The 26,364-nt window shown below is 42.1% G+C and carries 29 protein-coding genes; 2 read left to right on the top strand and 27 right to left on the bottom strand.

Translation table 11 applies throughout. The features are described 5' to 3' along the window. Window positions 1–85: 85 nt before the first annotated feature. The gene (rlmD, locus tag MK396_RS09745) at window positions 86–1,456 is read right to left on the bottom strand and encodes a 23S rRNA (uracil(1939)-C(5))-methyltransferase RlmD (RefSeq protein WP_268724416.1); all 1,371 of its coding nucleotides are present in this window, start codon (window positions 1,454–1,456) and stop codon (window positions 86–88) included. A gap of 37 nt (window positions 1,457–1,493) precedes the next feature. On the opposite strand from rlmD, the gene recX reads away from it, so the two are divergent. Continuing rightward, window positions 1,494–2,270 (top strand): recombination regulator RecX, encoded by a 777-nt coding sequence (recX, locus tag MK396_RS09740; protein WP_268724415.1) that lies wholly within the window; start codon window positions 1,494–1,496, stop codon window positions 2,268–2,270. 88 nt (window positions 2,271–2,358) lie between these two features. Beyond that, entirely contained in the window at window positions 2,359–2,892 is a 534-nt protein-coding gene (locus MK396_RS09735; protein ID WP_268724414.1) for a DUF402 domain-containing protein, read from the top strand. 70 nt (window positions 2,893–2,962) lie between these two features. On the opposite strand, the gene MK396_RS09730 is transcribed toward MK396_RS09735, so the two are convergent. From MK396_RS09730 to rimP, 26 genes are all read right to left on the bottom strand, one after another. Then, window positions 2,963–3,730 carry an epoxyqueuosine reductase QueH gene (locus MK396_RS09730; protein WP_000567567.1) on the bottom strand — a complete coding sequence of 256 codons (768 nt, stop codon included), beginning with the start codon at window positions 3,728–3,730 and terminating at the stop codon, window positions 2,963–2,965. A gap of 124 nt (window positions 3,731–3,854) precedes the next feature. Beyond that, window positions 3,855–5,477, bottom strand: coding sequence for a chaperonin GroEL (gene groL, locus MK396_RS09725; RefSeq protein WP_268724413.1), 1,623 nt, complete (start codon window positions 5,475–5,477; stop codon window positions 3,855–3,857). Window positions 5,478–5,492: 15 nt separating this feature from the next. After that, the gene (gene groES / locus MK396_RS09720) at window positions 5,493–5,777 is read right to left on the bottom strand and encodes a co-chaperone GroES (protein ID WP_000917326.1); all 285 of its coding nucleotides are present in this window, start codon (window positions 5,775–5,777) and stop codon (window positions 5,493–5,495) included. Between the two features lie 156 nt (window positions 5,778–5,933). Next, window positions 5,934–6,329 carry a single-stranded DNA-binding protein gene (locus MK396_RS09715; RefSeq protein ID WP_000282457.1) on the bottom strand — a complete coding sequence of 132 codons (396 nt, stop codon included), beginning with the start codon at window positions 6,327–6,329 and terminating at the stop codon, window positions 5,934–5,936. Between the two features lie 77 nt (window positions 6,330–6,406). Beyond that, the gene (locus MK396_RS09710) at window positions 6,407–7,168 is read right to left on the bottom strand and encodes an SDR family NAD(P)-dependent oxidoreductase (protein WP_268724412.1); all 762 of its coding nucleotides are present in this window, start codon (window positions 7,166–7,168) and stop codon (window positions 6,407–6,409) included. Between the two features lie 41 nt (window positions 7,169–7,209). Beyond that, window positions 7,210–7,836 (bottom strand): YtpR family tRNA-binding protein, encoded by a 627-nt coding sequence (gene ytpR / locus MK396_RS09705; protein ID WP_268724411.1) that lies wholly within the window; start codon window positions 7,834–7,836, stop codon window positions 7,210–7,212. A 15-nt stretch (window positions 7,837–7,851) separates the two neighbouring features. After that, window positions 7,852–8,169 carry a thioredoxin family protein gene (locus tag MK396_RS09700; RefSeq protein WP_084856717.1) on the bottom strand — a complete coding sequence of 106 codons (318 nt, stop codon included), beginning with the start codon at window positions 8,167–8,169 and terminating at the stop codon, window positions 7,852–7,854. Beyond that, a complete protein-coding gene (locus MK396_RS09695) occupies window positions 8,166–8,465 on the bottom strand; it encodes a DUF4651 domain-containing protein (RefSeq protein WP_084856715.1) in 300 nt (99 codons plus the stop codon). The genes MK396_RS09700 and MK396_RS09695 overlap by 4 nt, the downstream gene beginning before the upstream one ends. Window positions 8,466–8,618: 153 nt before the next feature. Then, a complete protein-coding gene (locus tag MK396_RS09690) occupies window positions 8,619–10,226 on the bottom strand; it encodes a CTP synthase (RefSeq protein WP_268724410.1) in 1,608 nt (535 codons plus the stop codon). A gap of 316 nt (window positions 10,227–10,542) precedes the next feature. Next, window positions 10,543–11,133 carry a DNA-directed RNA polymerase subunit delta gene (rpoE, locus tag MK396_RS09685; RefSeq protein WP_000418415.1) on the bottom strand — a complete coding sequence of 197 codons (591 nt, stop codon included), beginning with the start codon at window positions 11,131–11,133 and terminating at the stop codon, window positions 10,543–10,545. A 397-nt stretch (window positions 11,134–11,530) separates the two neighbouring features. Then, a complete protein-coding gene (locus MK396_RS09680) occupies window positions 11,531–12,958 on the bottom strand; it encodes a hypothetical protein (protein WP_268724409.1) in 1,428 nt (475 codons plus the stop codon). A gap of 63 nt (window positions 12,959–13,021) precedes the next feature. Then, window positions 13,022–15,673 (bottom strand): valine--tRNA ligase, encoded by a 2,652-nt coding sequence (locus MK396_RS09675; protein WP_268724408.1) that lies wholly within the window; start codon window positions 15,671–15,673, stop codon window positions 13,022–13,024. Further along, window positions 15,666–16,244 carry an AAA family ATPase gene (locus MK396_RS09670; RefSeq protein WP_268724407.1) on the bottom strand — a complete coding sequence of 193 codons (579 nt, stop codon included), beginning with the start codon at window positions 16,242–16,244 and terminating at the stop codon, window positions 15,666–15,668. Before MK396_RS09670 ends, MK396_RS09675 begins: the two co-directional genes overlap by 8 nt. Continuing rightward, window positions 16,244–16,804, bottom strand: coding sequence for a GNAT family N-acetyltransferase (locus MK396_RS09665; protein WP_213988864.1), 561 nt, complete (start codon window positions 16,802–16,804; stop codon window positions 16,244–16,246). The genes MK396_RS09670 and MK396_RS09665 overlap by 1 nt, the downstream gene beginning before the upstream one ends. 360 nt (window positions 16,805–17,164) lie before the next feature. Next, a complete protein-coding gene (locus tag MK396_RS09660; RefSeq protein WP_042902047.1) occupies window positions 17,165–17,560 on the bottom strand; it encodes a helix-hairpin-helix domain-containing protein in 396 nt (131 codons plus the stop codon). Window positions 17,561–17,657: 97 nt separating this feature from the next. Continuing rightward, window positions 17,658–17,912, bottom strand: coding sequence for a DUF1912 family protein (locus MK396_RS09655; RefSeq protein ID WP_268724406.1), 255 nt, complete (start codon window positions 17,910–17,912; stop codon window positions 17,658–17,660). Window positions 17,913–17,921: 9 nt separating this feature from the next. Beyond that, window positions 17,922–19,256 (bottom strand): DUF438 domain-containing protein, encoded by a 1,335-nt coding sequence (locus MK396_RS09650; protein ID WP_268724405.1) that lies wholly within the window; start codon window positions 19,254–19,256, stop codon window positions 17,922–17,924. Beyond that, window positions 19,256–19,489, bottom strand: a complete 234-nt coding sequence (locus tag MK396_RS09645; RefSeq protein ID WP_000368739.1) for a DUF1858 domain-containing protein — start codon at window positions 19,487–19,489, stop codon at window positions 19,256–19,258. The genes MK396_RS09650 and MK396_RS09645 overlap by 1 nt, the downstream gene beginning before the upstream one ends. A gap of 108 nt (window positions 19,490–19,597) precedes the next feature. Next, a complete protein-coding gene (locus tag MK396_RS09640) occupies window positions 19,598–19,780 on the bottom strand; it encodes a hypothetical protein (RefSeq protein WP_049550479.1) in 183 nt (60 codons plus the stop codon). A gap of 1 nt (window position 19,781) precedes the next feature. Then, on the bottom strand, window positions 19,782–20,561 hold the full coding sequence (locus tag MK396_RS09635; RefSeq protein WP_268724404.1) for a hypothetical protein: 780 nt from the start codon (window positions 20,559–20,561) through the stop codon (window positions 19,782–19,784). A 149-nt stretch (window positions 20,562–20,710) separates the two neighbouring features. Then, on the bottom strand, window positions 20,711–21,061 hold the full coding sequence (gene rbfA, locus MK396_RS09630; RefSeq protein WP_084944015.1) for a 30S ribosome-binding factor RbfA: 351 nt from the start codon (window positions 21,059–21,061) through the stop codon (window positions 20,711–20,713). 165 nt (window positions 21,062–21,226) lie between these two features. Then, window positions 21,227–24,013: a translation initiation factor IF-2 gene (infB, locus tag MK396_RS09625; RefSeq protein WP_268724403.1), complete on the bottom strand. Its 2,787-nt coding sequence runs from the start codon at window positions 24,011–24,013 to the stop codon at window positions 21,227–21,229. A 16-nt stretch (window positions 24,014–24,029) separates the two neighbouring features. Next, window positions 24,030–24,329, bottom strand: a complete 300-nt coding sequence (locus MK396_RS09620) for a YlxQ-related RNA-binding protein (protein ID WP_001041396.1) — start codon at window positions 24,327–24,329, stop codon at window positions 24,030–24,032. Further along, window positions 24,322–24,615 carry an RNase P modulator RnpM gene (gene rnpM / locus MK396_RS09615; protein WP_000857560.1) on the bottom strand — a complete coding sequence of 98 codons (294 nt, stop codon included), beginning with the start codon at window positions 24,613–24,615 and terminating at the stop codon, window positions 24,322–24,324. Before rnpM ends, MK396_RS09620 begins: the two co-directional genes overlap by 8 nt. Before the next feature lie 21 nt (window positions 24,616–24,636). Further along, window positions 24,637–25,773, bottom strand: a complete 1,137-nt coding sequence (gene nusA, locus MK396_RS09610) for a transcription termination factor NusA (RefSeq protein ID WP_000032277.1) — start codon at window positions 25,771–25,773, stop codon at window positions 24,637–24,639. 42 nt (window positions 25,774–25,815) lie between these two features. Then, a complete protein-coding gene (rimP, locus tag MK396_RS09605) occupies window positions 25,816–26,295 on the bottom strand; it encodes a ribosome maturation factor RimP (RefSeq protein ID WP_084877493.1) in 480 nt (159 codons plus the stop codon). Window positions 26,296–26,364 lie beyond the last annotated feature (69 nt).

The raw sequence follows: 26,364 nt of genomic DNA, 5'->3' as shown, positions 1-26,364 counted from the left end.
GGTGTCTTAACCCCTTGACCAACGGACCTGAGCTTTTCAACTCTTTCTATTATACCTACTTTTCCTACTTTGTCAAGATCTTTTTTCAGTGAAGTTGATTTTTTCTTTTCTTCACTAACTTAACAACTGCTTCTGTTCGTGCAGTGTGGGGAAACATATCGACCGACTGGATATACTGGAGGTCATAGACTTTTACCAGCTTAACCAAATCTCGTGCCAAGGTTGAAACATTGCAGGATACATAGACCATTTTTTCTGGAACATAGGTCAGAATGGCATCCAACAGCTTATCATCTAAGCCTGTACGAGGAGGGTCAACTATCAGGGCATCTGCTCGGTAGCCATCTTTATACCAGCGCGGAATAATCTCTTCAGCTGTTCCCGCTTCGTAATGGGTATTGTCAAATCCCATTTTTTTAGCATTTCGCTTGGCATCTTCTATGGCTTCTGGAATAATATCCATCCCTCTGAGACTCTTGACCTTATTTGCGAAGGCAAATCCGATTGTCCCAACACCGCAATATGCATCAATCAGATGATCCTCTTCGCTGACATCCAGAGCCTTAACTGCTTCACTATAGAGAATTTCTGTCTGCTCAGGATTAAGCTGATAAAAAGCTCGGGGCGAGAGAGAAAACTCATAGTCAAGTACTCCTTCTTGAATACTCTCTTGACCCCAGATAATTTCCGTCTTTTCACCATAGATTTCACTTGTTTTTGCTGTATTTGTATTGACTGCAACTGTGACGACTTCTGGAAAATCCTTGACTAGGTCTTTGACTAGTTGATTCAAATTTAGCTGGCGATTCGTGACGATGATTATCTGGACTTGTCCTGTTTTTCTTGCTCGACGTACCATGATGGTGCGAACGCCGAGCGTTTTTCTCTCATCGGTGATGGGGATTTGATGGTAAGTAAGAAGTTCAGCTAGGCGATTCGCAATTGTCTGGGTTTCCTTATCTTGCACCAAGCAGTCTTTCAACTCTACGAGGTAATGAGAGTTTTGCGCATACAAACCTGCCTTGACCTGATTTTTAAATTTCCGAGTCTGGAATTGTAGCTTAGCACGGTAGTACTTTGGTTCCTGCATCCCGATAGTTGGACGGATTTCATAGTTTTCATATCCCGCAGGAGCGAATTTTTTCAGGGCTTGGTGGAGCAAATCCGTTTTGAACTCTAACTGTTTATCATAGTGGAGGTGCATGATTTGGCAACCACCACATTCATTATAAATCGTACAAGCTGGCACGACTCGAAATTTAGACTTCTTATTAACCTTTAGTAATTTTGCTTCAACAAAGTTACGTTTAATAGAAGTAATCTGACAATAGATATCTTCTCCTTTGAGAGCGCCAGGCACAAAAACGAGGGTTTTCTGATAGAAACCGATTCCCTCACCATTGATGCCCATCCGCTTGATTTTTAAAGGTATTTTTTGTTTGACTTTCAGATTCATACCCCTATCTTATCACATTTTAGGGTATAATAGAACTATGAAAATCACAAAACTTGAAAAGAAAAAACGCCTTTACTTGATGGAGCTAGATGGACAGCAAACCTCTTATATCACGGAAGATACCATTGTCCGTTTTATGTTGTCTAAAGATAAGGTCATTAGCAAAGAGGAACTTACCGAGATTCAGGACTTTGCTCAGTTTTCTTATGGTAAGAACCTCGCTCTCTACCATTTATCCTTCAAGGCTCGTACTGAAAAGGAAGTAAGAGAATATTTGAAAAAGTATGATCTTGATGAAAAAATCACTAGTCAAGTTATCTCTAACCTGAAAGAAGACAACTGGATTAATGATCATCAGTATGCCTACTCTATCATCAATGCAAATCAACTTTCTGGAGATAAGGGACCTCATGTGCTAGCTCAAAAACTGTCTCAAAAAGGGATTGCCAAATCAACTATTGAAGAGGTTTTAAAGGATTTTGATTTTTCAGAGGTTGCTCAACGTGTGGCGGAGAAACTGCTAAAAAAATACACGGGAAAGCTTCCCGCTCGTGCCTTGCAGGATAAGATTATTCAAAACTTGACGAACAAAGGCTTCTCCTATTCTGATGCTAAAAATGCTTTTGATGACTTGGATAGTCAAGTAGACCAAGAAACGACTCAAGAACTCATTTTTAAAGAGCTAGACAAACAATATGCTAAGTATGCTCGTAAATATGAAGGTTACGAACTAAAGCAACGTTTAACTCAAGTCCTAGCTAGAAAAGGCTATGATTTTTCGGATATAGCAAGCGCTCTCAGAGAATATCTTTGACATTTTCATGTAAAATTCAAAAAAATTAGACCAATTTATGATATAATGGTAGATGATAAACTTATAAATTGTAGAAAGTTGGTTAGTTATGAAACTTCCAAAAGAAGGCGACTTTATTACAATTCAAAGTTATAAGTATGATGGGAGTCTTCACCGTACTTGGCGGGACACCATGGTACTAAAAACAACAGAGAACGCCATTATCGGCGTCAACGACCACACACTTGTTACCGAAAGTGACGGTCGTCGTTGGGTGACTCGAGAACCGGCTATTGTTTACTTTCACAAAAAATATTGGTTTAATATCATTGCCATGATTCGCGATAATGGGATTTCCTACTATTGCAATATGGCCAGCCCCTACTATCTAGATGAGGAAGCCCTGAAATACATTGATTATGATTTGGATGTCAAGGTCTTCACTGATGGTGAAAAGCGTCTCTTGGACGTTGAAGAGTATGAGCGCCATAAACGCAAAATGAAGTATTCTGATGATTTAGACTATATTTTGAAAGAGCATGTTAAAATCCTTGTTGATTGGATCAACAATGGTCGCGGTCCTTTCTCAGAGGCCTATGTCAACATTTGGTACAAACGCTACATAGAACTAAAGAATCGGTAAAGTTGTCGAACCGGGGTGAGAGCCCTGGTTTTTTTATTTGAAAAACCCAGCTTTTCAGCTGGGTTGATTTCTATATATCCAATTTAGTAACAGTAAACTTGATGTGGGAATAGTCTTTTTCAACATCCTTATCCAGCAAAAAAGCTGTGGCATCCTTCTTAACCTGAACAAGATCAATGTTCTGAGCTTGAGCTGCATAGACGCATCCACAATAACATTGACGATAAATATCATACTCCTCGCACATCTCTACCGAGCGCTTGTAGCCTTGATTTTTCTTGAAATCACTTGGAAGATAGTGGGTGGTATAAATCTTTTGCACATCAATTCCGATACTATTGATGGTTTGAGAATTCTTATGAGGACTGATGGTCAATGCTGAACCAAAGTAGTCAAAGCCCAAGTCCATAGCCACTTGCGCTGTTTTATCCAGACGGTAGTCAAAACAAACCTTACAACGGTCACCGCCTTCTGGTTCTTCTTCTAGTCCTCTGACTAACTTCCGGTATTCATTGGGTTCGTAGGGCGCTTCTAAATACTGGACCGTATTTCCGGTTCGCTCATTGAAATCACTGACAAATTTCTTGGTGACGTAAGCCCGCTTGTGGTATTCTGCCTTAGGATGAATATTGGAATTGGCAAAATAGATGGTCACATCAGCGTATTTTGTCAGGTATTCTAGGGTGTAGGTACTACAAGGAGCACAGCAAACATGCATGAGAATAGTGGGACGTTGCTCATTTTTCTCCCAAACTTGAACCATTTTCTGCATAACACGGTCATAATTAATCTTCTGATTGGGATTCATCTTGCTCAGAATTTCTTCTACATCGATCATGTTCTTCTCCTTTTTCTAGTCTTATTTTATCATATAAGTTAGGAGAGCTCAAATCAATTTTAGAAGAGAAAACCATAAAAGGAGGGAATGTTCTTCCCTCCTTTGGTGTTTTTTAAAGTTACTTTTACATCATCCCGCCCATCATGCTTGGATCCATTGCTGGAGCTGGGGCTGCTGGTTCCGGTTTATTGGCTACGACTGCTTCTGTTGTCAAGATCAAGCTGGCTACAGATGCTGCATTTTGAAGGGCTGAACGGCTCACTTTCACTGGGTCAATGATTCCTTCTTCAATCATGTTGACCCATTCGCCAGTTGCTGCGTTGAAGCCTGTACCAACTTCAGCATTCTTCAAGCGGTCAATAACAATAGAACCTTCGAATCCCGCATTGTGAGCGATTTGACGAACAGGTTCTTCCAAGGCACGGAGAACAATATTGCGTCCTGTCGCTTCATCTCCTGTCAATTCCAAATCAGCTACGGCTGGAATGACATTTACAAGAACTGTTCCGCCACCAGCAACGATTCCTTCTTCAACGGCTGCACGAGTAGCGTTGAGGGCATCTTCAATGCGGAGTTTCATTTCTTTCAACTCAGTTTCAGTTGCAGCACCGACCTTAATCACTGCGACACCACCTGACAATTTTGCCAAGCGTTCTTGCAATTTTTCGCGGTCAAATTCAGATGTTGTAGTTTCAATTTGGGACTTGATAACTGCAACACGGTGAGAAATAGCTTCAGGATTTCCAGCACCTTCTACGATAACAGTGTTATCTTTGTCCACAGTTACTCTCGCTGCTTGACCAAGCGCCTCAATTGTAGTATCTTTCAATTCAAGACCAAGATCTTCTGTGATGACTGTTCCGCCTGTCAAGATGGCGATGTCTTCAAGCATCGCTTTGCGACGGTCACCGAAGCCAGGTGCCTTAACTGCTACTACGTTGAAGGTTCCACGAATCTTGTTCAATACAAGAGTTGGAAGAGCTTCACCATCCACATCATCCGCAATAATCAAGAGAGGACGGTTGCTTTGAAGAATGCTTTCTAGAAGTGGCAAAATTTCTTGGATATTAGAAATCTTCTTGTCAGTAATCAAAATGTATGGATTTTCAAGATCAGCCACCATTTTTTCGCTATCTGTCACCATGTACTGTGATAGATAACCGCGGTCAAACTGCATTCCTTCCACGACTTCGAGCTCTGTTTCCATACCACGTGACTCTTCGATAGTAATGACACCGTCTTTACCAACTTTTTCCATAGCTTCAGAAATGTATTCACCGACTTTTTCAGAACGAGAAGATACAGCAGCAACCTGAGCGATGGCTTCTTTATTAGCAACTGGAATGGCATTGTTTTTCAAGGCTTCTACAGCTGCGGCAACTGCTGCTTCAATCCCACGACGGATACCGATTGGGTTGGCACCTGCAGTGACGTTTTTGATTCCTTCGCGGACGATCGCTTGGGTCAAAACAGTTGCAGTTGTCGTTCCGTCACCTGCGATATCATTGGTTTTTGAAGCTACTTCTGATACCAATTTGGCACCCATGTTTTCAAAATGGTCTTCCAATTCAATTTCTTTGGCAATAGTAACACCGTCATTGGTAATTAATGGTGAGCCAAATGATTTTTCAAGAACGACATTCCGACCTTTTGGTCCTAAGGTTACTTTAACAGTGTCTGCTAGGATATCGACACCACGGACCATGGCTGAACGAGCATCAGATGAAAATTTAATTTCTTTTGACATACTTACTTTCTCCTTCTATTCTTCAATGATTGCCAAAATATTGGCTTCGCCTACGATGATGTACTTTTCATCTCCATCTTTGACATCAATACCTGCATGAGCTTCAACTAAGACACGGTCTCCAGGCTTAACGCTTGGAGCTACCAAGTCACCGTTCAAGGTACGAACACCTTGTCCAGTAGCTACAACTTGGGCTGTTTTTGTTTTTTCTTGGGCTGAGCCTGCAAGGACAAAGCCTCCAACAGTTTGTTCTTTTTCTTCGATTTTCAAGACCACACGGTCGCCTAATGGTTTCAACATCTGTTTTCCTCCATGATGAACTACATATTATTAGCACTCTTTATATCTGAGTGCTAATTTATAGTTCTATTGTATCACTTGGTCAGAAATAGTCAAGAAAAAAGTCTGACTTTGGCAAGATAAAAAAGCCTAAGATTGACTCAGGCTTTTCTATGCTTAAAATGGCAATTCCTCCTCTTCCAAAACCAAGTCTGCCAAATCCTGTCCAGCGTTATTTTCACGCATAGCACGTTGGGCGCGGCTTTCCAAAAGTTGGAATCCTGTGGCAAGAACTTCAGTCACATAGTTCATCTGGCCCTTTTTCTCAAAGCGACGGGTACGAAGTTCTCCATCCACAGAGATAAGACTACCTTTGGTTGCGTAGCTTGCCAAGGTTTCAGCCAATTTCCCCCAAAGAACCAGATTGACAAAGTCGGCTTCGCGTTCCCCATTTTGGTCTTTGTAACGACGGTTCACAGCGATAGTTGCTCGCGCTACTGACTTGTCATTGTTGGTTTTGTGCAATTCTGGTGTAGACGTCAAGCGCCCGATCATGATAACTTTATTATACATATTTTCTTCCTCCTACTTATCTATTCGCAGGGAATCAAAAAAAGTTACAGAAATTTGTAACTTTTCGAGAAAATTTTTTATTTTTTATGCACCATGAAACCTGTCGCCTGTTGATTGGCCATAATGGTCATATCTGTAATCTGCACACGACGAGGCTGACTAGTCACATAGACAACCGTATCTGCGATATCTTGTGCTTGCAGGGCTTCTATTCCCTGATAGACCGCCTCAGCACGCTCTTTATCACCGTGAAAACGTACTCTAGAAAAATCTGTTTCGACAATCCCAGGCTGAATGGTGGTCACCTTGATATCCGTTGCGATGGTATCAATTCGCAGACCATCTGAAAAAGTCTTGACTGCAGCCTTGGTGGCTGAGTAAACAGCTGCCCCAGCATAGGCATAGATTCCTGCGGTCGATCCCATGTTGATAATATGGCCTTGATTGGCTTTTACCATTGCTGGCAAGAAACAGCGAGTAACTGCCATCAACCCCTTGACATTGGTATCCAACATAGTCAGCATATCCAACTCTTCATAGTCCTGATAGGGAGCCAAGCCAAGAGCTAGTCCAGCATTATTGACCAAGATATCAATCTGACCTATCGTTTCTAGAATATCGGAACAGACAGTCTTGACCATGGTCATATCCGTCACATCTAGTGAAAAGGTCCAAACTGTTTGATTTGGAAAAGTTTCTGCAAACTCTGACTTGAGGGTCTCTAGTCTGTCTGTCCGTCGCCCTGTTAGAACGACATTCTCCCCCTGCTCCAGATAAGCACGCGCAATCGCTTCACCGATTCCTGAGGTCGCTCCTGTAATCACTACATTTTTCGCCATCTTATTCCCCTCTATCTGGTCTATCAAATACTGACAATTTCCTAGGCAGTCCAGTGTTTGGCTGGGTCAAATGGAGTTCCGACAACTTGGTCTTCTGATAATTCAATAACCCCACGTTTTTGCGGAGCATTTGGCAAATGCAATTCACGAGGGCTACACATCATGCCAAAACTCTTTTCACCGCGAAGTTCGCCTGGGAAAATGAGGTTGCCTTTTGGCATCATCGCTCCAGGAAGAGCAACAATGGTTTTCAATCCGACACGCGCATTGGGAGCCCCTGCAACGATTTGCACTGTCTTGTCACTTGCAACGGCCACTTGACAGATGTTGAGGTGGTCGCTATCTGGATGGGCTACCATCTCAACAATCTCACCGACGACAAACTTAGGTTCCTTGTCATTGACAATTTCTTCTGCAAAGCCTTCCGTCTGCAATTCTTGGTTCAAACGTTCCACTTGCTCATCTGATAAAAAGACTTGACCGCGCTCTGCAATTTCAAACAAACTTGAAACTTCGAAAATATTCCAAGCTACTGTTTCTCCATTTTCTTTGAGGAAAACACGGGCTACCTTGCCTTTGCGCTCCACGTCCAACTTGGCATCTCCGCTGTTTTTCACGATGATCATAAGGACATCGCCGACATGCTCTTTATTATATGTAAAAATCATTGTTTCCTTTTTCTCCTATTTCAGTCCTGCTAAAAAGTCGTTAATTTGTTGCTTGCTTTTACGGTCACGATTGACAAATCGGCCGATTTCCTTGTCCTTTTCTAGAACAACAAGGCTAGGAATCCCGTACACATCCCAGAGTTTGGCCAGATCCAGATACTGGTCTCGGTCCACTCGAATAAAGGTGAACTCTGGATTGGTCTCCTCAATCTCTGGCAAGGATGGATAGATATAACGACAATCGCCACACCAGTCTGCCACAAAAAGGAAGACTTTCTTGCCATCTTTTTCTACTAAAGATGCCAATTCTTCTAAACTTGCAGGTTGTATCATAAGACTTCCTCCTCATAGACCAGGTCTTCATTTTCATAGACAAAGGTATAGTGACGACCATCCTCGAAAACGACTCCTCCGACAAGTCGCTCTAGGCTACTTTCGTAGACTTGAACATAGAGAGTCGCAATCTCACCCATATCTGAGAAAAGTTCGCGCACGATAGCGGTCAACTCTTCTTGCGTCTTCATCAGTTTGTGGTTATCTGCTGCTTTTTTGGCACCCAAAGCAAGGGCACTTAGACCAGCCACAGTCAAGCCAGTCATCCATAATTTCTTAGCTTTCATATCATTCATTGTAACACAAAAAGGGCTCTAGGACAAATAGGGAAGCCGTATACGAGCAAGGAAAATCTCTTCCCTCAGTGAGTCTAATTCTTATTGCCAAGCGCCTGAGTTCCTGAATGAATTAAAAAACCTCTGAGATTGTTCTCAAAGGTTCTGATTTTGCTAATTGCTATTCTCAACTGCTGCAGTGACAAAGGCAGTGTAGAGTTCTTCTGGACGATTTGGACGGCTGGAAAGTTCAGGGTGATACTGACAAGCCACAAAGAATTTATTTTCAGGAATTTCCACAATTTCGACCAAACGATTATCAGGTGAAACTCCTGAAAAGACAAAACCTGCTGCCTCAAACTGTTCACGAAAGGCGTTGTTAAACTCATAACGGTGACGGTGACGACGTTGCACCACTTCTTGATTGTGATAAGCAGCCGCTGCTTTAGAGCCACGTTTCAACTTAGATGGATAAAGTCCCAAACGAAGGGTGCCACCCATATCCTCAACATCAACCTGATCACGCATGATATCGATGATAGGGTATTTTGTTTCTGGTGCAAGTTCAGCAGAATTGGCACCTTCAAGACCCAAAACGTGACGAGCAAACTCGATACAAGTCAACTGCATTCCCAAGCAGACTCCCAACATTGGAACATCATTCTCACGCGCATAACGGATGGCTTGAATTTTTCCTTCCGTACCACGTTGGCCAAAACCTCCTGGTACGATGATTCCGTCCGCATCAGACAAGAGCTCTGCCACATTCTCTGCCGTCACATCATTGGCATTGATCCAATTAATCTTCACTTCTGCGTCGTTGGCATACCCAGAGTGTTTCAAGGCTTCGACCACAGAAATATAGGCATCTTGCAACTCAACATACTTACCGACAAGGGAAATCTTGACATGTTTTTTCAGGTTCATGACCTTATCCACCATGGCTGACCACTCTGTCATATCCGCTACTGGTGCATCTAGTTTCAAATGGTCACAAACAATTTGGTCCATACCTTGTGCCTGCAAGTTCAATGGAATTTGGTAAAGGTGTTCAACATCCAAAGACTCGATAACAGCTTCTGGTGCCACATCACAGAACTGAGCTAGTTTATTTTTAATTCCTTGACCAGCTGGTTTTTCGGTACGAATAACCAACATATTTGGCTGGATTCCCAAACCACGCAATTCTTTTACAGAATGCTGAGTCGGCTTGGTCTTCATCTCACCAGCAGCCTTGAGATAAGGAAGCAAGGTTGTATGGATGTACATGACATTATCTGCCCCCACATCTGCCTTCATCTGACGAAGGGCCTCTAGGAATGGCAAGGACTCGATATCCCCAACGGTTCCACCAACCTCTGTGATAATGACATCAGAGTCGGTCGTTACAGCGGCACGCTTTATTTTTTCCTTCAAAGCATCTGTGATATGAGGAATAACCTGAACAGTTGCACCAAGGTATTCTCCACGGCGCTCCTTACGAAGAACTTCACTGTAGATTTTACCAGTTGTCACGTTGGAATATTTGTTTAAATTAATATCGATGAAACGTTCATAGTGACCCAAGTCCAAATCTGTCTCAGCCCCATCATCTGTCACAAAGACTTCCCCGTGCTGGTAAGGACTCATGGTTCCCGGATCGATATTGATATAAGGGTCAAACTTCTGAATGGTTACTTTGAGACCACGATTTTTCAAGAGACGCCCCAGACTTGCTGCCACAATCCCTTTCCCAATAGACGACACCACACCACCAGTTACAAAAATATATTTCGTAGACATAGATTCCTCTTTCTAAAATTCTCAAGGCCTTGTTGACTACGAGGGGAGATAGAAAACAAGACCCTTATGAATAACGACATTTCAAGAAAACTTCCTGAAAAAACAAAAATAGCTCCCTAGTAACTAGGGAGCTCCGACCTCTAAAAGAGGTGCCCGAACAATATAATACCTCAAAGCAGAACATTTGTCAACCCGAATTGGTAAAAGATGAAAAAAGGAGATTGTTTTCAGAAAAACAACTAAAGATCCGCATACAAACGGACAACACGCTCAAAGAACAAAAAAGGAGATCCAGCGATCTCCTTCTTAAGGCATTTTACTCTTCTTCACTTGTTTCAGCGTCATCGTCAGAAAACTCGTCGTCTTCTTCGTTGAGATCCACGTCTTCACCCAAGTCATCAGGGGCGATTTCATTGATTTCTGCATCGTAAGCTTCCACTTCATTTTTCTCATCATCTGGATTTTCATCATCGTATGAAAGAGCTGGATCTGCTTCGTATGCATCTTCGTCTTCTGGATCATCCGCATTGTAGTCAATGGCATCTGAATCACCATCCATAAAGGCGTTGACACGTTTTTTCTTAGCTTTTGGCGCTACTTCATCGTCGTCACTTTCTTCAAGAGCGATGATTTCTTCGTCGATTTCGTCTACACCATACCATGAACGAAGCCCCCATTTGTTGTCTCCAAGAGAGATGAAGCTACCGTCAAAGTTCAACTCTGTGTAGAACAAAGGCAAGGCTTCACGGATATCGCTGTTTGATGTTCCAAGGTAGTTTTGAATTTCGTTTACAAGATCGCTAAAATGCATCTCATGATCACGACCACGAAGTTCCAAGATAGCACGCGCTACCTCAATCATAGATAGTTCACTTTTTTCTTGCCCAGCAAATACTTCTAATTCCAAAGCGTTTCTCCTCATTTTTACTACTATCGCCAGAGCGAACAGACTCTGACCTCATTTTATCATGTACTCTTTATTGTACGATAATTTTGCGGAATAGTCAAAGGTTAAATGGGAGAAAGTGACAGGACTTTTTATTTCTTTGCTACCCAGCCGATGGTATCGCTTGGGGGAGTTTTAAGAACAAATTGACTGAGTTTTTTATGTGGTAAGACGATTTCTAAAATATTGATTTTTTCCAGTATAACATAAATAATAACTTGAAAATAGAAAATATAATTCGTTACTTATTCTAATAACTTTGAAAATGAGGCATAAAAATGCTACTATAAAAATGTATTTAACACATAATATTGAGTAGATGTAGATATAGAAGGAATAAGGACACCTAACATCATCTTCATAAATTTTTGCGAGAAGCCTCTGCACAATTAACTGGAAATTTTATTCTGTTTCCAAATAGGTTTATTTTTTTGAACTTTATTTTAGGAACTAAATTTAAACCTCTATATTTATCATTAAAAATATCTTCTAAATGATTTGAGCAACCATCCTCTTTTAATAGTCGTTTATAATGCGGGGTTAATAAGATAAAACTATCTGAAAAATAATCTACTGAATAATTGGTTAAAGTAAAAAATAATATTTTATTTGGTTTGAGTCCGTTATATTTATGATCAAAGTATTTTTCAAAGACATTCTCTACGGTTAAATTTTTCATAGCATCTTTATTTTGTTTAGCAGCCTTAGATAATAGATTTTTTAAATTTCTTATTTCGTTCACTGAATCAACTGGAAGTTTATATTTTAATTCAATAGCGTGAACTACATTTGCCTTTTTATCATATACAATTAAATCTTCCCCTGGACTACCATTTTTATCCGTATCAAAATCAAATATATCTGATTTCATACATTTAAGCTCATTGATTTGATGTAACTCTAACTTTTTTTGTTCGTTCTGATATAATGTCTCATTCTTTCTATTTAATAATCTGAGTATATTTTTATCTAATCTAATAGAAAGAAATAAACTAAAAGATAACATCAATTGATCTTCTACTGGAATAAAATATGATAAAAGGGGGTCACTAAAAATATCTTCAAAGTTATAGGTCAAAAAATCTATAATTTGATTAATTTTTTTAGAAGATAATTCTGGTATTATTTCATTTATTTCAAAAATCCATTTCTCTTTTGTCAGCAAGATATAACCTATTTCGCTTGCAATTTGAACATCTTTAAAATACTTATTCTGTATGATTTTATCTATCCCTTTACAAAATATTTTATAGTCTTTTAAGGTAAAATCACCCAAACTAATATCAACAGTTAAATCAAACATTTTATCCGTTATATTTTGAAATTCACTTTTATAAATTGGATATTTTGGTAAGGCTTTGTTTAGTTCCTCGATGTGCCAATATCCATTATAAATTTCATTATTCCTATATCGCTCATTAACATATTCAAAACGGATACGTTGACCATTTATAATCGGTCTCACAATATCATGATTAGATAGTTGAATAAATCTTTCGAATTCTAAAAAATTATTTATATTTCTAAGCAATAATATTAGTTCATCAACATCTAACTTTTTATTAGTAAAAGGTACTTTTTCGTCCAGATTATGTAACATAAAATGCAGAGAATTTTGAATATCTAAAGATAATTCACCACCATAAATAAGATTAGCAGTTTCAGATCTGGAGATTAAATATTTAATAGCTTCATCTCTGTTCATTTTGAATAAATCGTGTTCCAATATATTTTCTTTAATTTTATTACATATACTCTTCAATTGTTGTAACGCTTTCTTACTCAAATTATTGTTCTCCTTTTGATTTCATTATACCAAAAAACACGGTTTCTCACCGTGTTTCTTTATTTATTTCACCAACTTCTTCATCTCATCAATACGTGCTACGGTCGCGTCGTACTTGGCTTGGTAGTCGGCTTGTTTGTCGCGTTCTTTTTGGACGACTTCTGGTTTGGCATTGGCTACGAAGCGTTCGTTAGAGAGCTTCTTACCGACCATATCCAGTTCTTTTTGCCATTTGGCGAGTTCCTTGTCGAGACGAGCTAATTCTTCTTCGACATTGAGGAGGTCTGCCAGCGGCAGGTAGATTTCTGCTCCGGTGATGACGCTTGACATAGCCAGTTCAGGTGCAGGGATGGTTGAGGCAATTTCCAAGTGTTCTGGATTTGTGAAGCGCTTGATGTAGTTGACATTGCTATTAAAGAAGGCTTCCAAGTCGCTATCGCTTGTCTTGACAAGGATGGTGATAGGCTTGCTTGGAGCGACGTTTACTTCCGCACGCGCATTCCGAACGGCACGGATCAAGTCTTTAAGACTTTCCACACCTGTGTGAGCCGCAAGGTCTTCAAAGACTGGGTTAACAGTTGGGTATTCCGCTGTAACGATAGAGCCTTCTGAGATTTGTCCAAAGATTTCCTCTGTCACGAATGGCATGATTGGGTGAAGGAGACGAAGGATCTTGTCCAAAGTATAAAGGAGAACAGAACGTGTGATGACTTTCTCTTCTTCATTATCGCTGTAAAGGACTTCCTTGGTCAACTCAACGTACCAGTCCGCAAACTCGTCCCAGATGAAGTTGTAGAGGATGTGTCCAGCTACCCCAAACTCAAACTTGTCAAAGTTTTCAGTAACTTTGCCGATGGTTTCATTGAGGTTGTGGAGAATCCAGCGGTCAGTAACGTTTCCAGCTTCCTTGTTAACAACTTTTTCGACATTGGCACTTGCTTGCTCAAGGGTCAAGCCTTCATTGTTCATGAGGATGTAGCGAGAGATGTTCCAGATCTTGTTAATGAAGTTCCATGAAGCATCCATTTTCTCGTAAGAGAAGCGCACGTCTTGACCTGGTGCAGAACCGTTTGAAAGGAACCAACGAAGGCTATCTGTTCCGTACTTATCAATAACATCCATTGGATCAATCCCGTTACCGAGAGATTTCGACATCTTGCGTCCTTGTTCATCACGAATGAGACCATGAATCAAGGCGTTTTTGAATGGCGACTTGCCAGTAAATTCCAAACCTTGGAAAATCATCCGAGACACCCAGAACGGAATAATATCATAACCAGTCACCAAAGTTGATGTTGGATAATAACGTTTAAAGTCTTCTGAGTCGACATCAGGCCAGCCCATAGTTGAGAATGGCCAAAGGGCAGAACTGAACCAAGTATCCAAGACGTCTTCGTCTTGAGTCCATCCGTCACCCTCTGGAGCTTCTTCGCCGACATATATTTCACCCTCAGCATTGTACCAAGCAGGGATTTGGTGACCCCACCAGAGCTGACGAGAGATTACCCAGTCGTGGACATTTTCCATCCATTGGAGGAAGGTATCGTTGAAACGAGGTGGGTAGAATTCTACCTTATCATCTGTGTCTTGGTTGGCAATGGCATTTTTCGCCAATTGGTCCATCTTAACGAACCACTGAGTAGACAAGCGTGGTTCAACCACAACACCTGTACGCTCTGAGTGACCAACACTGTGGACACGTTTTTCTATTTTAACAAGGGCACCGATTTCTTCCAGCTTAGCAACGACTGCCTTACGAGCTTCAAAACGGTCCATACCTGCAAATTCGAAGGCCAAGTCGTTCATGGTTCCGTCGTCATTCATGACATTAACTTGTGGCAAGTTATGACGTTGACCAACCAAGAAGTCGTTTGGATCGTGGGCAGGTGTGATTTTCACGACACCAGTACCAAACTCAGGATCAGCGTGTTCATCTCCAACGATTGGAATCAATTTATTAGCGATTGGAAGGACGACATTTTTACCAATCAAGTCTTTGTAGCGTGGGTCTTCTGGATTGACCGCAACAGCAACGTCCCCAAACATGGTCTCAGGACGAGTTGTCGCAACTTCAAGGGCGCGTGAACCGTCTTCCAGCATGTAATTCATGTGGTAGAAGGCACCTTCAACGTCCTTATGGATAACCTCGATATCAGAAAGGGCTGTGCGAGCTGCTGGGTCCCAGTTGATGATAAACTCACCACGGTAGATCCAGCCTTTCTTGTAAAGTTCGACAAAAACCTTGCGAACAGCTTTTGACAAGCCTTCGTCAAGGGTAAAACGTTCACGAGAGTAGTCTACAGAGAGCCCCATCTTGCCCCATTGTTCCTTGATGGTAGTGGCATACTCGTCTTTCCATTCCCAGACTTTATCTAGGAATTTTTCACGACCGAGGTCATAACGGCTGATGCCCTCACCACGCAAACGCTCCTCAACCTTAGCCTGAGTCGCAATCCCCGCATGGTCCATCCCTGGAAGCCAGAGCGTATCGAAACCTTGCATGCGTTTTTGACGGATGATGATATCCTGAAGAGTTGTATCCCAAGCGTGACCAAGGTGAAGTTTCCCAGTTACGTTTGGTGGTGGAATGACGATTGAATAAGGCTTAGCCTTTTGATCGCCTGAAGGCTTGAAAACATCGGCATCAAGCCATTTTTGGTAACGACCAGCCTCAACCTCGGCTGGATTGTATTTAGGTGAAAGTTCTTTAGACATGTGTTTGTCCTTTCTCTATTGTATTCATTTTATCTTGAATCTGCTTAGCAACTTCTTCTGCAGACAGATTCGTATTATTTATTTTAAGGTAGTGGTGCAACTCATTCGGTTGATGTTGGGAATTTAATTGAAGTGTTTCAGCTGTCTCTAAAATTTCTCTTTCAGATACCTCAATATGTCGTTTTAAGGGTTTGTGCTTTAATCGATTCTCCGTTCGATTTCGACGTAAACGCTCTTCAAGACTTGTTTCCAACTCCACAAAAAGAATCTCTTGATGATAGTCATCCAACAAATCCTGAATTTGCTTCAAATACATCAGCTGGTACTGATTTGAAAAATCAATCACGTCTGTTAAAATCACATATCGCTGATTTCTAGCGCTAGCTCCAAGGAAAGAAAAGGTAATTCCACGAACAAATTCCCACATCTCCTCAGTATAATCCTGATAGATTTCTAATGCAAAATCGATGGCTTGATGGTTATAAAAGAGGGTAGAATCCGTCAGTCGAGACAGTTCTTGACCAATCGTCATTTTTCCTGAGGCTGGAGCCCCAATGATGAAAAGATGCATCAAATCACCTCCCACTCACTCCTCAACAAGCCAAATATTAGACTGTCACAGTGATTTCCTTGGGCATCTTTGCGGTCTCTTATGCGAGCTTCAAGGGTAAAACCTAATTTTTCAGCGACTCGTTGACTTTGGACATTATAACCAAAACAAGTTAGTTCAATCTTGTGTAGGTTCAATTCTTTAAAAGATAGGTCAATCAAAGCACACGCTGCTTCTGGAACATAACCTAGACCCCAATAGTCTGGATGTAAGATATAGCCAATCTCCAAGACATCATCCTCGTGACGACGAGGGAAATCAACAGAGCCGATGACCTTATCAGTCCCTTTGACAACAATTCCATAGCCTGCTGGGAGATTGTTCTTTTCATTACGCTCAGGAAGAATATTCTCCAGATAATAAATCTCATCTTCCAAGGTCTTGACGGGCGGAAAGCCTGCTGGATAGGCGACCTCTGCCAAACTAGCGTAGTCATGGATATCCACTGCATCATCCACTGTTCGGACTCGTAAAAGAAGACGTTCTGTTTCGATTCGTTCTGGCAGTTTAGCTCTTGCCATCCTTCTCCCTCGCTTTCTACAAAAAATCGCCCCTGCCATCTACATGACAGGGACGAATGTGTTTATCCGCGGTACCACCCAATTTCGGGCAGAGCCCGCAACTTTCGTCTTATTGTTTCTCCTTTATGACGTCGTTAGCTCGCATTGGCGTACTTGAGTACAGCCTGCAACTCGCTGCCTAGTCCTAAACGGAAACAAAAAGACTATTCTAATATTTCAATTTTTCATTCATCAGCAACCAGTTTTGACACATTTGTGGACTTCTCAGCTCCGCCACTTTCTGTAAAATGTGGGATTCAAAACACCTCTAATGGCTTTATTGTAACAAGTTTTTGACGGAAATGCAAGGGACAAGAAAAATTACTTGAAGCTGATTCCGTGTTCTTTTAATTTCTTGATCGTAGCTGGGCCGATTCCCTTCAAGGCAAGTAGTTCTTTTTCAGTCCAGTTTTTGAAGTCAGAAGCTGACTTGATGCCTTCATCATAGAAAGTCTTAGCGCGATCTACTGAGAGGCCACCCAAAGTAGCTGCGAAATCTTCTACTGAATTCGCCACTTTTTGAGCCTGTTCCTTGGTCGCTTCTACTGCTTGTTCCACTTTTTTAGAGACGACTTTTCCTGCTTGGCTGGCAGATTTTTCCGCATGTTTCACGACTTTTTTGGTCTCTTCGACAACTTTGGTCACTGTAGTTGAAAATGCACCTGAACGACGAAGGCTATTTCGTAATTGTTTTTTACGTTGGAGTTTCTTTGACATAATAAAATCCTTTCAATAAAAAATCCCTGCTCTGACAAGGATTTAATAAAGATATTCTATCAAGATTTTGGCAAAAAATCAAGAAAGTATCTGTATTTTAATAGTTTCTCTCACCAAACAATCCTTCTGGCAAATCATGGAAACCCTTGCCTGCTTTGAAGTTTTCAAACTTACCCAGCAAGAACTGGTAGGCATCCAAGCGACTTTCGTAGCGAATCATGGCATCTTTGGCACGCTCGTCTTGGTCTTCTTCGTAAACTTTTTGACTTTCCTTGTGCGCCATGTCGTTGATCATGATCTGGGTATTCACCCAGGCCTCAAAATCCTTCATAAATTCTTGTTCGTAACTCATTGATTCTCCTTATTCTAATCCACGGAAGTAGTCCGTATCAATCTCTCGGTAGGGCTGGATATCCTGAACATACTCTAGCACGCCTTGGAATTCCCCGTTTTCATCGTGTACCGCAGCGTAGGTGATGTGGACAAACTTGCCTCGCGACTCAGACTTGAACCACATTTCATACTTGTCCTTTTTACCTTCACGAAGACCTTTCATAACGGCCTTCACCTTTTCTAGGTACTTGGGCGGATGGCAGAGTTCAACATTGCGTCCGACTTGGGACGGCGTCCGTTTGAAAATCATCTCATCAGCTGGTGCATTGTCATTGTAATACTGGAAAATGTCGTCTTTATTGACAAAGGTAATCTCCATGGGGAGGTGATTAAGGATGAGGTTGGCCTGCTCGACGGAGAGATAGCCATTGCCAAAAGCCTGTTGACTATGGCGGTCCAGCACTGCTTCCTTTTCCTTAGGGGTAAAGGTAATGGTAAACTGACCTTCTGGCGTATCGATAACTTGTTGCACTTGGCCTTCAGCCGTGTCTAACTGCACAGGCTCCTCTGCACTCTTTTCCTCAACAAAGCTCTGACGCTCCGGAACCCATTTCTCAGACGGACGGACGATGGCATAGCCGTAAGCATCGCTCTCCTCCGCAATCTGAAGCCAATCATCCTGAGTAAAGGACTCAAGGAGAATCATGAGAAGGATGGACTCTTCCTTGAAAATCATACTTTCAAACTCTGTCGCAAAAGCTTCAAAAGCTTCTTTTACACTGCTAATCGAAACTTCTGGTAGTGACTTGGCTGTCGTTAGAGCTGTTTGAAAGAGTTCCCTGATCTGGTCATCCACTCCCCACATAACTTTGGGAGGTGAATCGTGTCCATAGCGCTCCATGATAGGAAAGAAGAGCTCTTCCTTGCGCTGGTAGTGGATATCAAATTGCCCCAAAAGCCCCATTTGACGAACCAAACCCTTGCGCATCTCTGCCAGCATTTCCTCGTCTTCCATAGACTCATAGGTATCTAACAGTCTCCGAATACGAATCAAGGCAGCACGGAGTGCCAGATTTTCATCCTTGAAAACGCGAACGGGGTGGCCAGGATGCTCGGTATCCTCTACTTCGACACCCTTAACAGCGTTTTTAAAAAGATTAGCATGGACATCACATAGATCCATGACATCTTCAAAGGTGACACCTGAGTCTGAGTTCATCAGCTCGTGCTCCATGAGGGAAATCTCGATGGCTGACACACCTGTAAAGGTCGCATCAAAACGCTCCTGAACTGACTCAGGAGAGGCACCATTGTGCAATTCTAACAAAATATCCCGTAGGATATGAATCCGTTCATCTGCCATTAGTCTAACCCAATCACTTCGTAACCATTCGCTTCCAGTGTGCGGACAATCTTGTCCATAGGTGTCCCTTCCAGCTTAGAACCCTGTTTGAGCGATACCTTGCGACCGACTGTATTGCGCATCAAGGGATTGGCTAGTGGTTTAAAACCTAACTCCACTAGAATTTCCAAGACTTCTGGATGCTTGTCCACCACTTCTGCAACGGGAATTGACACATCTATGATATTATCCATGACGACCTCCATGTATGTTCTAAAATGATTTTACTGCTTATATTATACCATATGGGAAGAGATTAAAAAACTAGCAGTGGTGTTCCTGCTAGTTTCTTTCATTTCAAGTTATTCCTTATCATCTGGCTTTGCTAACCAGTGAGCCGTATCCATTAACTTATCTACAAGAAATAACTTTCCTAGACCAACAACAAGATTGTCATCTTTTTTCATTGTTTTCATCACTTTTAAACCCTGCATCGTAAAAAAGTAATTCCCGTAAGTCTTGGCTAGAATTTTAATGAATCCCATATTACTCTCCTTCGATGATTTCGACCTCTTTTCGAATAGTATCAACGTCTCTTTGATATTGCACTTCATTGTAGTTGACTAGCTTGGACAATTCCTGTTGCAATCTTTCTCCCATTGGCTTCATGGTCGCAAAGGTTAGGCCACCAGAAATGACTCCACCTAGGATAGGGATCACTTTCCCCATCCCTTTGGCTAGGCCTCCTTTTGTCAGATTGACACCAAAAATTTTCAAAACTTTTTCTAAAATCGGATACCAAAGAGTTTTTGTCAAGGCTTTCTTGTTCACTACTTTTATGACTTGCTTGGCTACTGTCACACCGCCTGATCGAAGCAGGGCACCTGTGCCATTTACTCCCAGCATCACACCGAGATACAGTAGGAGTGTGTTTTTAGCTTCCTCGCTCAACTCATTGCGCGATGCCCAAAGATCATCAAATCCGTAAATATAGCCTAGTTCTTGAGCTAGTTTCAATGAAAAAGCATAAAACTGGGCTACGTCTGTCGGAATAGTAATCGCCATGACAATCCCTCCAGGCAGACCTGCTAACACCGATGTTCCACTGGCTAACAGGACATTGTCCTTAATACAGGCCTTGGCCACGCGATCCAAGCTTTCCTGGGGTAATAAAGCCGTCGGTCCTTGTTCAATCAAAGTTAAAATGTCCTTGCGATCTAGTTCCTTTGAAAACTTTTCTACTAAAAATTTCTCTCGATCAACTTTGACAACAGGAAGTTTCACCACTTGTTGCAGTACTTGCATAGCTATATCTTGTTTAGCCATATGTCTCTCCGTTTTTCATTCATATCAGACTTTGTCATATCATACTATTTGAAATTTACAAATTTTTTAAACCGATTTTATCAGAGAGATACATCTTCAAATAGCAATGATTATACTCTGACAACAAAAAAGAGGGTTGCCCCTCTTTCTTAGTTCTTATCCAGATTGCGTAGCATCTCGTCAATCTTGTTTCCATATTCGATGGATTCGTCTTTGACGAAGATCAAATCTGGGATTTTGTACAATTTCAAATTGCGACCAAGTTCACGTTTAATCGTACCAGTTGCTTTTTCAAGCCCGATTTGAGCTTTTTGGTTATCCGAAGCAAGGTTACTCAAAATGGTGTAGTAAACCTTGGCTACAGACAAGTCACCTAGCATCTGAACATCTGTGATGGTCACACCTTGGACACGCGGATCACGGACTTTCTTTTGCAAAATCTCATTGACTTCACGCTTGATTTCCATGCCCACACGATCCGTACGGAAATGATTTGCCATGATATTCCTTTCTCTACTTTGAACCAAAAGCTAGGCCAGCAGACCTAGCTATTTCTAATAGATAGAGGAACTAGAGCCATTTGAATCTAGGAAACAAGCCTTTGATAGAACTAAAGTTCATCAAGGCGCTGTTGACGACGAGTCAAATTGGCTATCGTTTCTCTATTATCGTTTGATTTCTTCCATGACGTATGCCTCAATCACATCATCAGTCTTGATATCATTGTAGCCATCAATCATGAGACCACCTTCACGACCGTTTGTAACTTCTTTAACGTCGTCTTTGTAGTGTTTCAAGCTTGCGAGTTCGCCATCATAGATAACGACACCGTCACGGATAACACGGACTTTCGAGTCACGGGTAACCTTACCGTTGATAACCATGAATCCACCAATGGTTCCCACTTTAGATACCTTGAAGGTTTCACGGATAACTGCTTCACCGATAACTTTTTCTTCAAATTCTGGGTCAAGCATCCCTTTCATAGCTTCTTCCATCTCTTCGATAACCTTGTAGATAATGCTGTGGAGACGGATTTCTACATCGTCAGCTTCCGCTTGTTGACGAGCTTGTGGTGTAGGGCGTACGTTGAAACCAACGATAAAGGCATTTGAAGCTTCGGCAAGAGTCACGTCAGATTCATTGATAGCACCGACCGCTGAGTGGACGATGGTCACTTTAACACCCTCCACATCGATCTTCTGAAGTGAGGCAGAAAGGGCTTCAACAGAACCTTGTACGTCGGCCTTGATGATGACGTTAACAGACTTAAGTTCACCAGCTTTAAGCGTATCAAAGAGGTTTTCAAGGCTGACACGTTGGGTAACTTGACGTTGTTTCATAAGGGCACGTTTGGCACATTCTTCACCTGCTGCACGCGCAGATTTTTCATCTTCGTAAACAGCAAAGTGGTCACCCGCCATTGGCGCTTCGTTCAAACCTGTGATAGATACTGGTGTTGATGGACCTGCAACCTTAACACGACGACCAAGGTCATTGGTCATAGCACGGACACGACCGAAGGTATTTCCGACAACGATAGGGTCTTGCACATTCAAAGTACCTTGTTGAACAAGAAGGGTTGCGACCGCACCTTTTCCTTTATCCAAGCGAGCTTCGATAACGGTACCGATCGCACGCACTGTTGGGTCGGCCTTGAGTTCTTGGATTTCAGCCACAAGTAGGACCGTTTCCAAGAGTTCATCGATGTTTTGGTTGAATTTAGCTGAGATTTCTACAAACTCAGAATCTCCACCCCAGGCAGTTGACATGACACCGTGTTCAGCCAATTCACCGATAACACGTTCTGGGTTGGCACCTGGTTTATCAATCTTGTTGATAGCAACGATGATTGGAACGTTCGCTGCTTTTGAGTGGTTGATGGCTTCGATAGTTTGAGGCATAACCCCGTCGTCGGCCGCTACAACCAAGATGGTAATATCGGTAACAGAAGCACCACGCGCACGCATAGATGTAAAGGCTGCGTGTCCTGGCGTATCAAGGAAGGTAATCTTCTTGCCATTTTCCACGATTTGGTAAGCACCGATATGCTGAGTGATACCACCCGCTTCACCTGTCGCAACACGAGAATTACGAAGGGTATCCAAAAGTGTTGTCTTACCATGGTCAACGTGTCCCATGATGGTGACAACTGGTGGACGCTCAACCAATTCATCTTCATTGAGATAATCATCTTCGACAAAGAAACGTTCGATGTCGGCATTGTCCACTTCAACCTTTTGTTTGGCTTCGATACCGTAATCCACCATAAGGAGTTCAATGGTTTCTCCATCCAAGGATTGGTTTTGTGTGGCCATAATCCCCATCATAAAGAGTTTCTTAACGATTTCAGCTGGTTCACGTTTGATACGTTTTGCGATTTCCGCAACAGTCATACCATCTGTATATTCAAATTCTGTTGGCAATTCATGGAACTTGCGCTCTGTAACAGGTTTTGGAGCCTGGTTACGGTTGTTCTTGTTATTGCCTTTTTTGTTCTTCTTATTGTTATTCCAGTTACTATTTCTTTGATTTCTCACTTGATTTTGACTACTTCGATTCTTTTGTTGTTTTCTAGGACCATCTTCTTCGTGATCATAATCATCACGTTCTTTGTCTGGTCGAGCTTGTTTTTTACGACGTGTATCCACTGGCGCTTCTTTCGCTACAGGAACTACTGTTACCGCTGGCTGCGTTTGTTCAGCTAGCTTAGCAGCTTCTTCAAAGATTTCCTCTGGCTCCTTGCGTTTGTTAGCTTGAGCCAAGGCTTCTTTGGCTGCTTGCGATTGTTTGAAGCGCTCCTCGCTTGAGCGTGCGTACTCTGCATTTTGCTCTGCTTTTAGGGCTGCTGCACGGGCTTTAAAGTCAACACGTGGTCCAGCTTGTTTTGGCTGGAAGTCTTGTTGCTGACGGCGATCATTGCCACGATTCCCTTGACCTTGTGGTTTTTTCCCTTGGTCGTTGAATCGGCGATTGTCGCGGTTCCCTTGACCAGGTTTACCACCATTACGGCCGTCATTTTTCTGACGGTTGCCGTTTTGTTGTTGGTCACGGTTGTTGCCCTTGTTTTGTTTGCGTCGCTCTGCCTGCTCTTTGGCACGCGCCTCACGCTCCGCCTTGAAGTTTCGACTCTGTGGTCTTGCGGCCACTACTTTTTCTTCTTTAGGAGCTGCAGGTGTAGCTGATTTGCTTTCTTCCTTAGTGGCAACTGGTTTAGCTGATACAGGCTTTTCCGCTTTCTTTTCTACACTTGCTTTTGGTGTTGCAGGTTTTGCTTCTGCCTTAGGAGCAGGTGCAGGTTTAAAGCTAGCTGCGATTTGTTCAGCAGCAACAGCTTCCACGCTCGATGAGTGGCTTTTCACATCCAAGCCCAACTCTTTTGCACGCGCTACAACTTCTTTACTTTCTTTTCCAAGTTCTTTTGCGATTTCGTACAATCTTTTCTTAGACAAATCATGTCCTCCTCTTCTATTCCATAAGAGACCTCATTTTCTTTGTAAATCCAGCATCTGTCACAGCCAAAACCTTTCTCGATTTTCCGACTGCTATGCTTAATTCCAGTGTTGAAAACACGGTTATAACTTCTACTTGATAATAGTCACTTTTATCTTGAATCTTCTTGGTTAGATTAGGGCCAGCATCATGAGCTAGAAAGACTAGCTTGGCTTTCTGGTCTTGGATGGCCTTAACCACCAATTCCTCACCCGATATGATCCGGCCTGCTCGTTGAGCAAGTCCCAAGAGATTGCTTATCTTTTGCTTATTCAAGTCCTAACTCTCTTCTTTTCACTTTGTGATCCACATAAGCGATCAACTCGTCATAAAAGCTTTCTTCCACTTCCATGTTAAAGCTGCGGTTAAAGACTTTCTTCTTTTTTGCCTCTAGGGCTTCTGCATTGTCTAGCTTGATATAAGCGCCACGGCCATTGGCCTTGCCTGTCGGATCGATAAAGACCTGTCCTTCCTTGTTCTTGACAATGCGGAGCAAATCACGCTTATCAATCACTTCATTGGATACAACAGACTTGCGCAAAGGGATTTTTCTTGTTTTCATCTTTCCCTCCTCTAGCAACTTTTATTCTTCGATCAATTCATCCGCAGCTGCGTAATCCACTTGACCTGCTTCTTCCATAGCTTCAAACTCACTGGCAGACTTGATATCGATACGGTAACCTGTCAAATGAGCCGCCAAGCGAACGTTTTGTCCACGACGACCGATAGCAAGAGAAAGTTTGTTATCAGGCACAACGACCAAGGCACGTTTGCTGTCATTTTCATCAAAGATAACTTGGTCAACTTCAGCAGGAGCGATGGCATTGTAGATAAACTCAGCTGGATCTGCTACCCACTCGATAACATCGATGTTTTCTTCGACAGGAATCATGCGGTCGCTCTTAGCATCGTAACGAGCTGGGTGGAATTTGCTGGTGATTTTCTTAATGTTGGCACCACCTCGTCCAACGATTGTCCCGATGGCGTCCACGTTTGGATTGTGGCTACGAACGGCAACCTTCGTACGGTCACCAGCTTCGCGGGCTACGCTCATGATTTCAACAGTTCCATCGTAAACTTCTGGAATTTCTTGCTCCATCAAGCGTTTGATCATTTCTGGATGGCTACGACTAACAAAGACATTGACACCACGAGGGTTGTCTTCAACCTTGTAAACATAAACTTCGATACGGTCGTGGGAAGCAAAGACTTCTCCAGGGATTTGGTCTTGTTTTGACAATTGGGCTTCGATGCTGCCAAGGTTGACGTAAATAAAGCGGTTGTCAAATCGTTCTACTGTACCAGACATGATTTCTTGTTCATGTTCTTTATAAGTATTGTAAGTGATGGCACGTGTTTGCTTGCGCATTTTTTCCATGATAGTTTGTTTGGCAGATTGGGCAGCTACACGACCAAACTCAGCAGGTGCTTCTTCAAACTTGATTTTGTCACCAAGCTCATAGGCTGAATTAATGGCAAGAGCATCTTTCAAGCTGATTTCCAAACGGCTATCAAATACTTCATCAACAACTTCACGAACAGTATAGACAGTAAAGTCACCTGTTTTTTCATTGAAGTCAATAGCTACGCTGTCAGATTGACCATAGCGTCTGCGATAAGCAGAACGAAGTGACTCTACTACCGCGTCGATGATGTCTTCTTTTTTGATTCCCTTGTCTTCTTCCAAAATGCGGAAGGCCTCTAGCATTTCTTTACTCATGTTCTTTTTACTTTTGAATCCTCAAAAGCTATCCTTTCTTTTCTATAGTTTTACTGCTAAACGTGCTTTTGATACTAAACTGTATGGAATTTGAACGGTTTTCTTACGTGTCTTGTCCATATACTCCATAGTCAACTCATCCCCTTCAAAGGATACTAAGGTCCCTTCAAAGACTTTTTGCTTATCGATGGCTTGGTAGAGCCCGACATGAATGTATTTCCCAACAGCTCCAGCGACAGCATCCTTGGTTTTCAAAGGACGTTCCAAGCCTGGACTGGTGACTTCTAGGAAATATTGTTCTGGGAAGGGATCAGGCTTGATGGTGTCTAGGACAGGACTGATAATTTCTGTCAAGTCTGCCGTGTCGTTCAAGGTAATTCCTTCGGGTTTATCTACAAAAATACTGAGAATCATGTCACTGCCAATCTTTCCATACTCGATATCCACGAGCTCGAAAGGCGCTTGAATGACAGGTTCTACAACTTCTCTGACTAATTCTACGATTGTTGCGATTGCGTCCACCTCCTCATAAGCAAGAGGCGAAGATATTTCCCCGCCTCTCTTTCTCATATTCTTACTATCAGTATAGCA

The sequence above is a fragment of the Streptococcus oralis genome, assembly GCF_026782235.1.
GTDB lineage: Bacteria > Bacillota > Bacilli > Lactobacillales > Streptococcaceae > Streptococcus > Streptococcus oralis_CC.
Note: the sequence above shows the minus strand (reverse complement) of the source record. Positions and strands in the feature narration are given on the sequence as shown.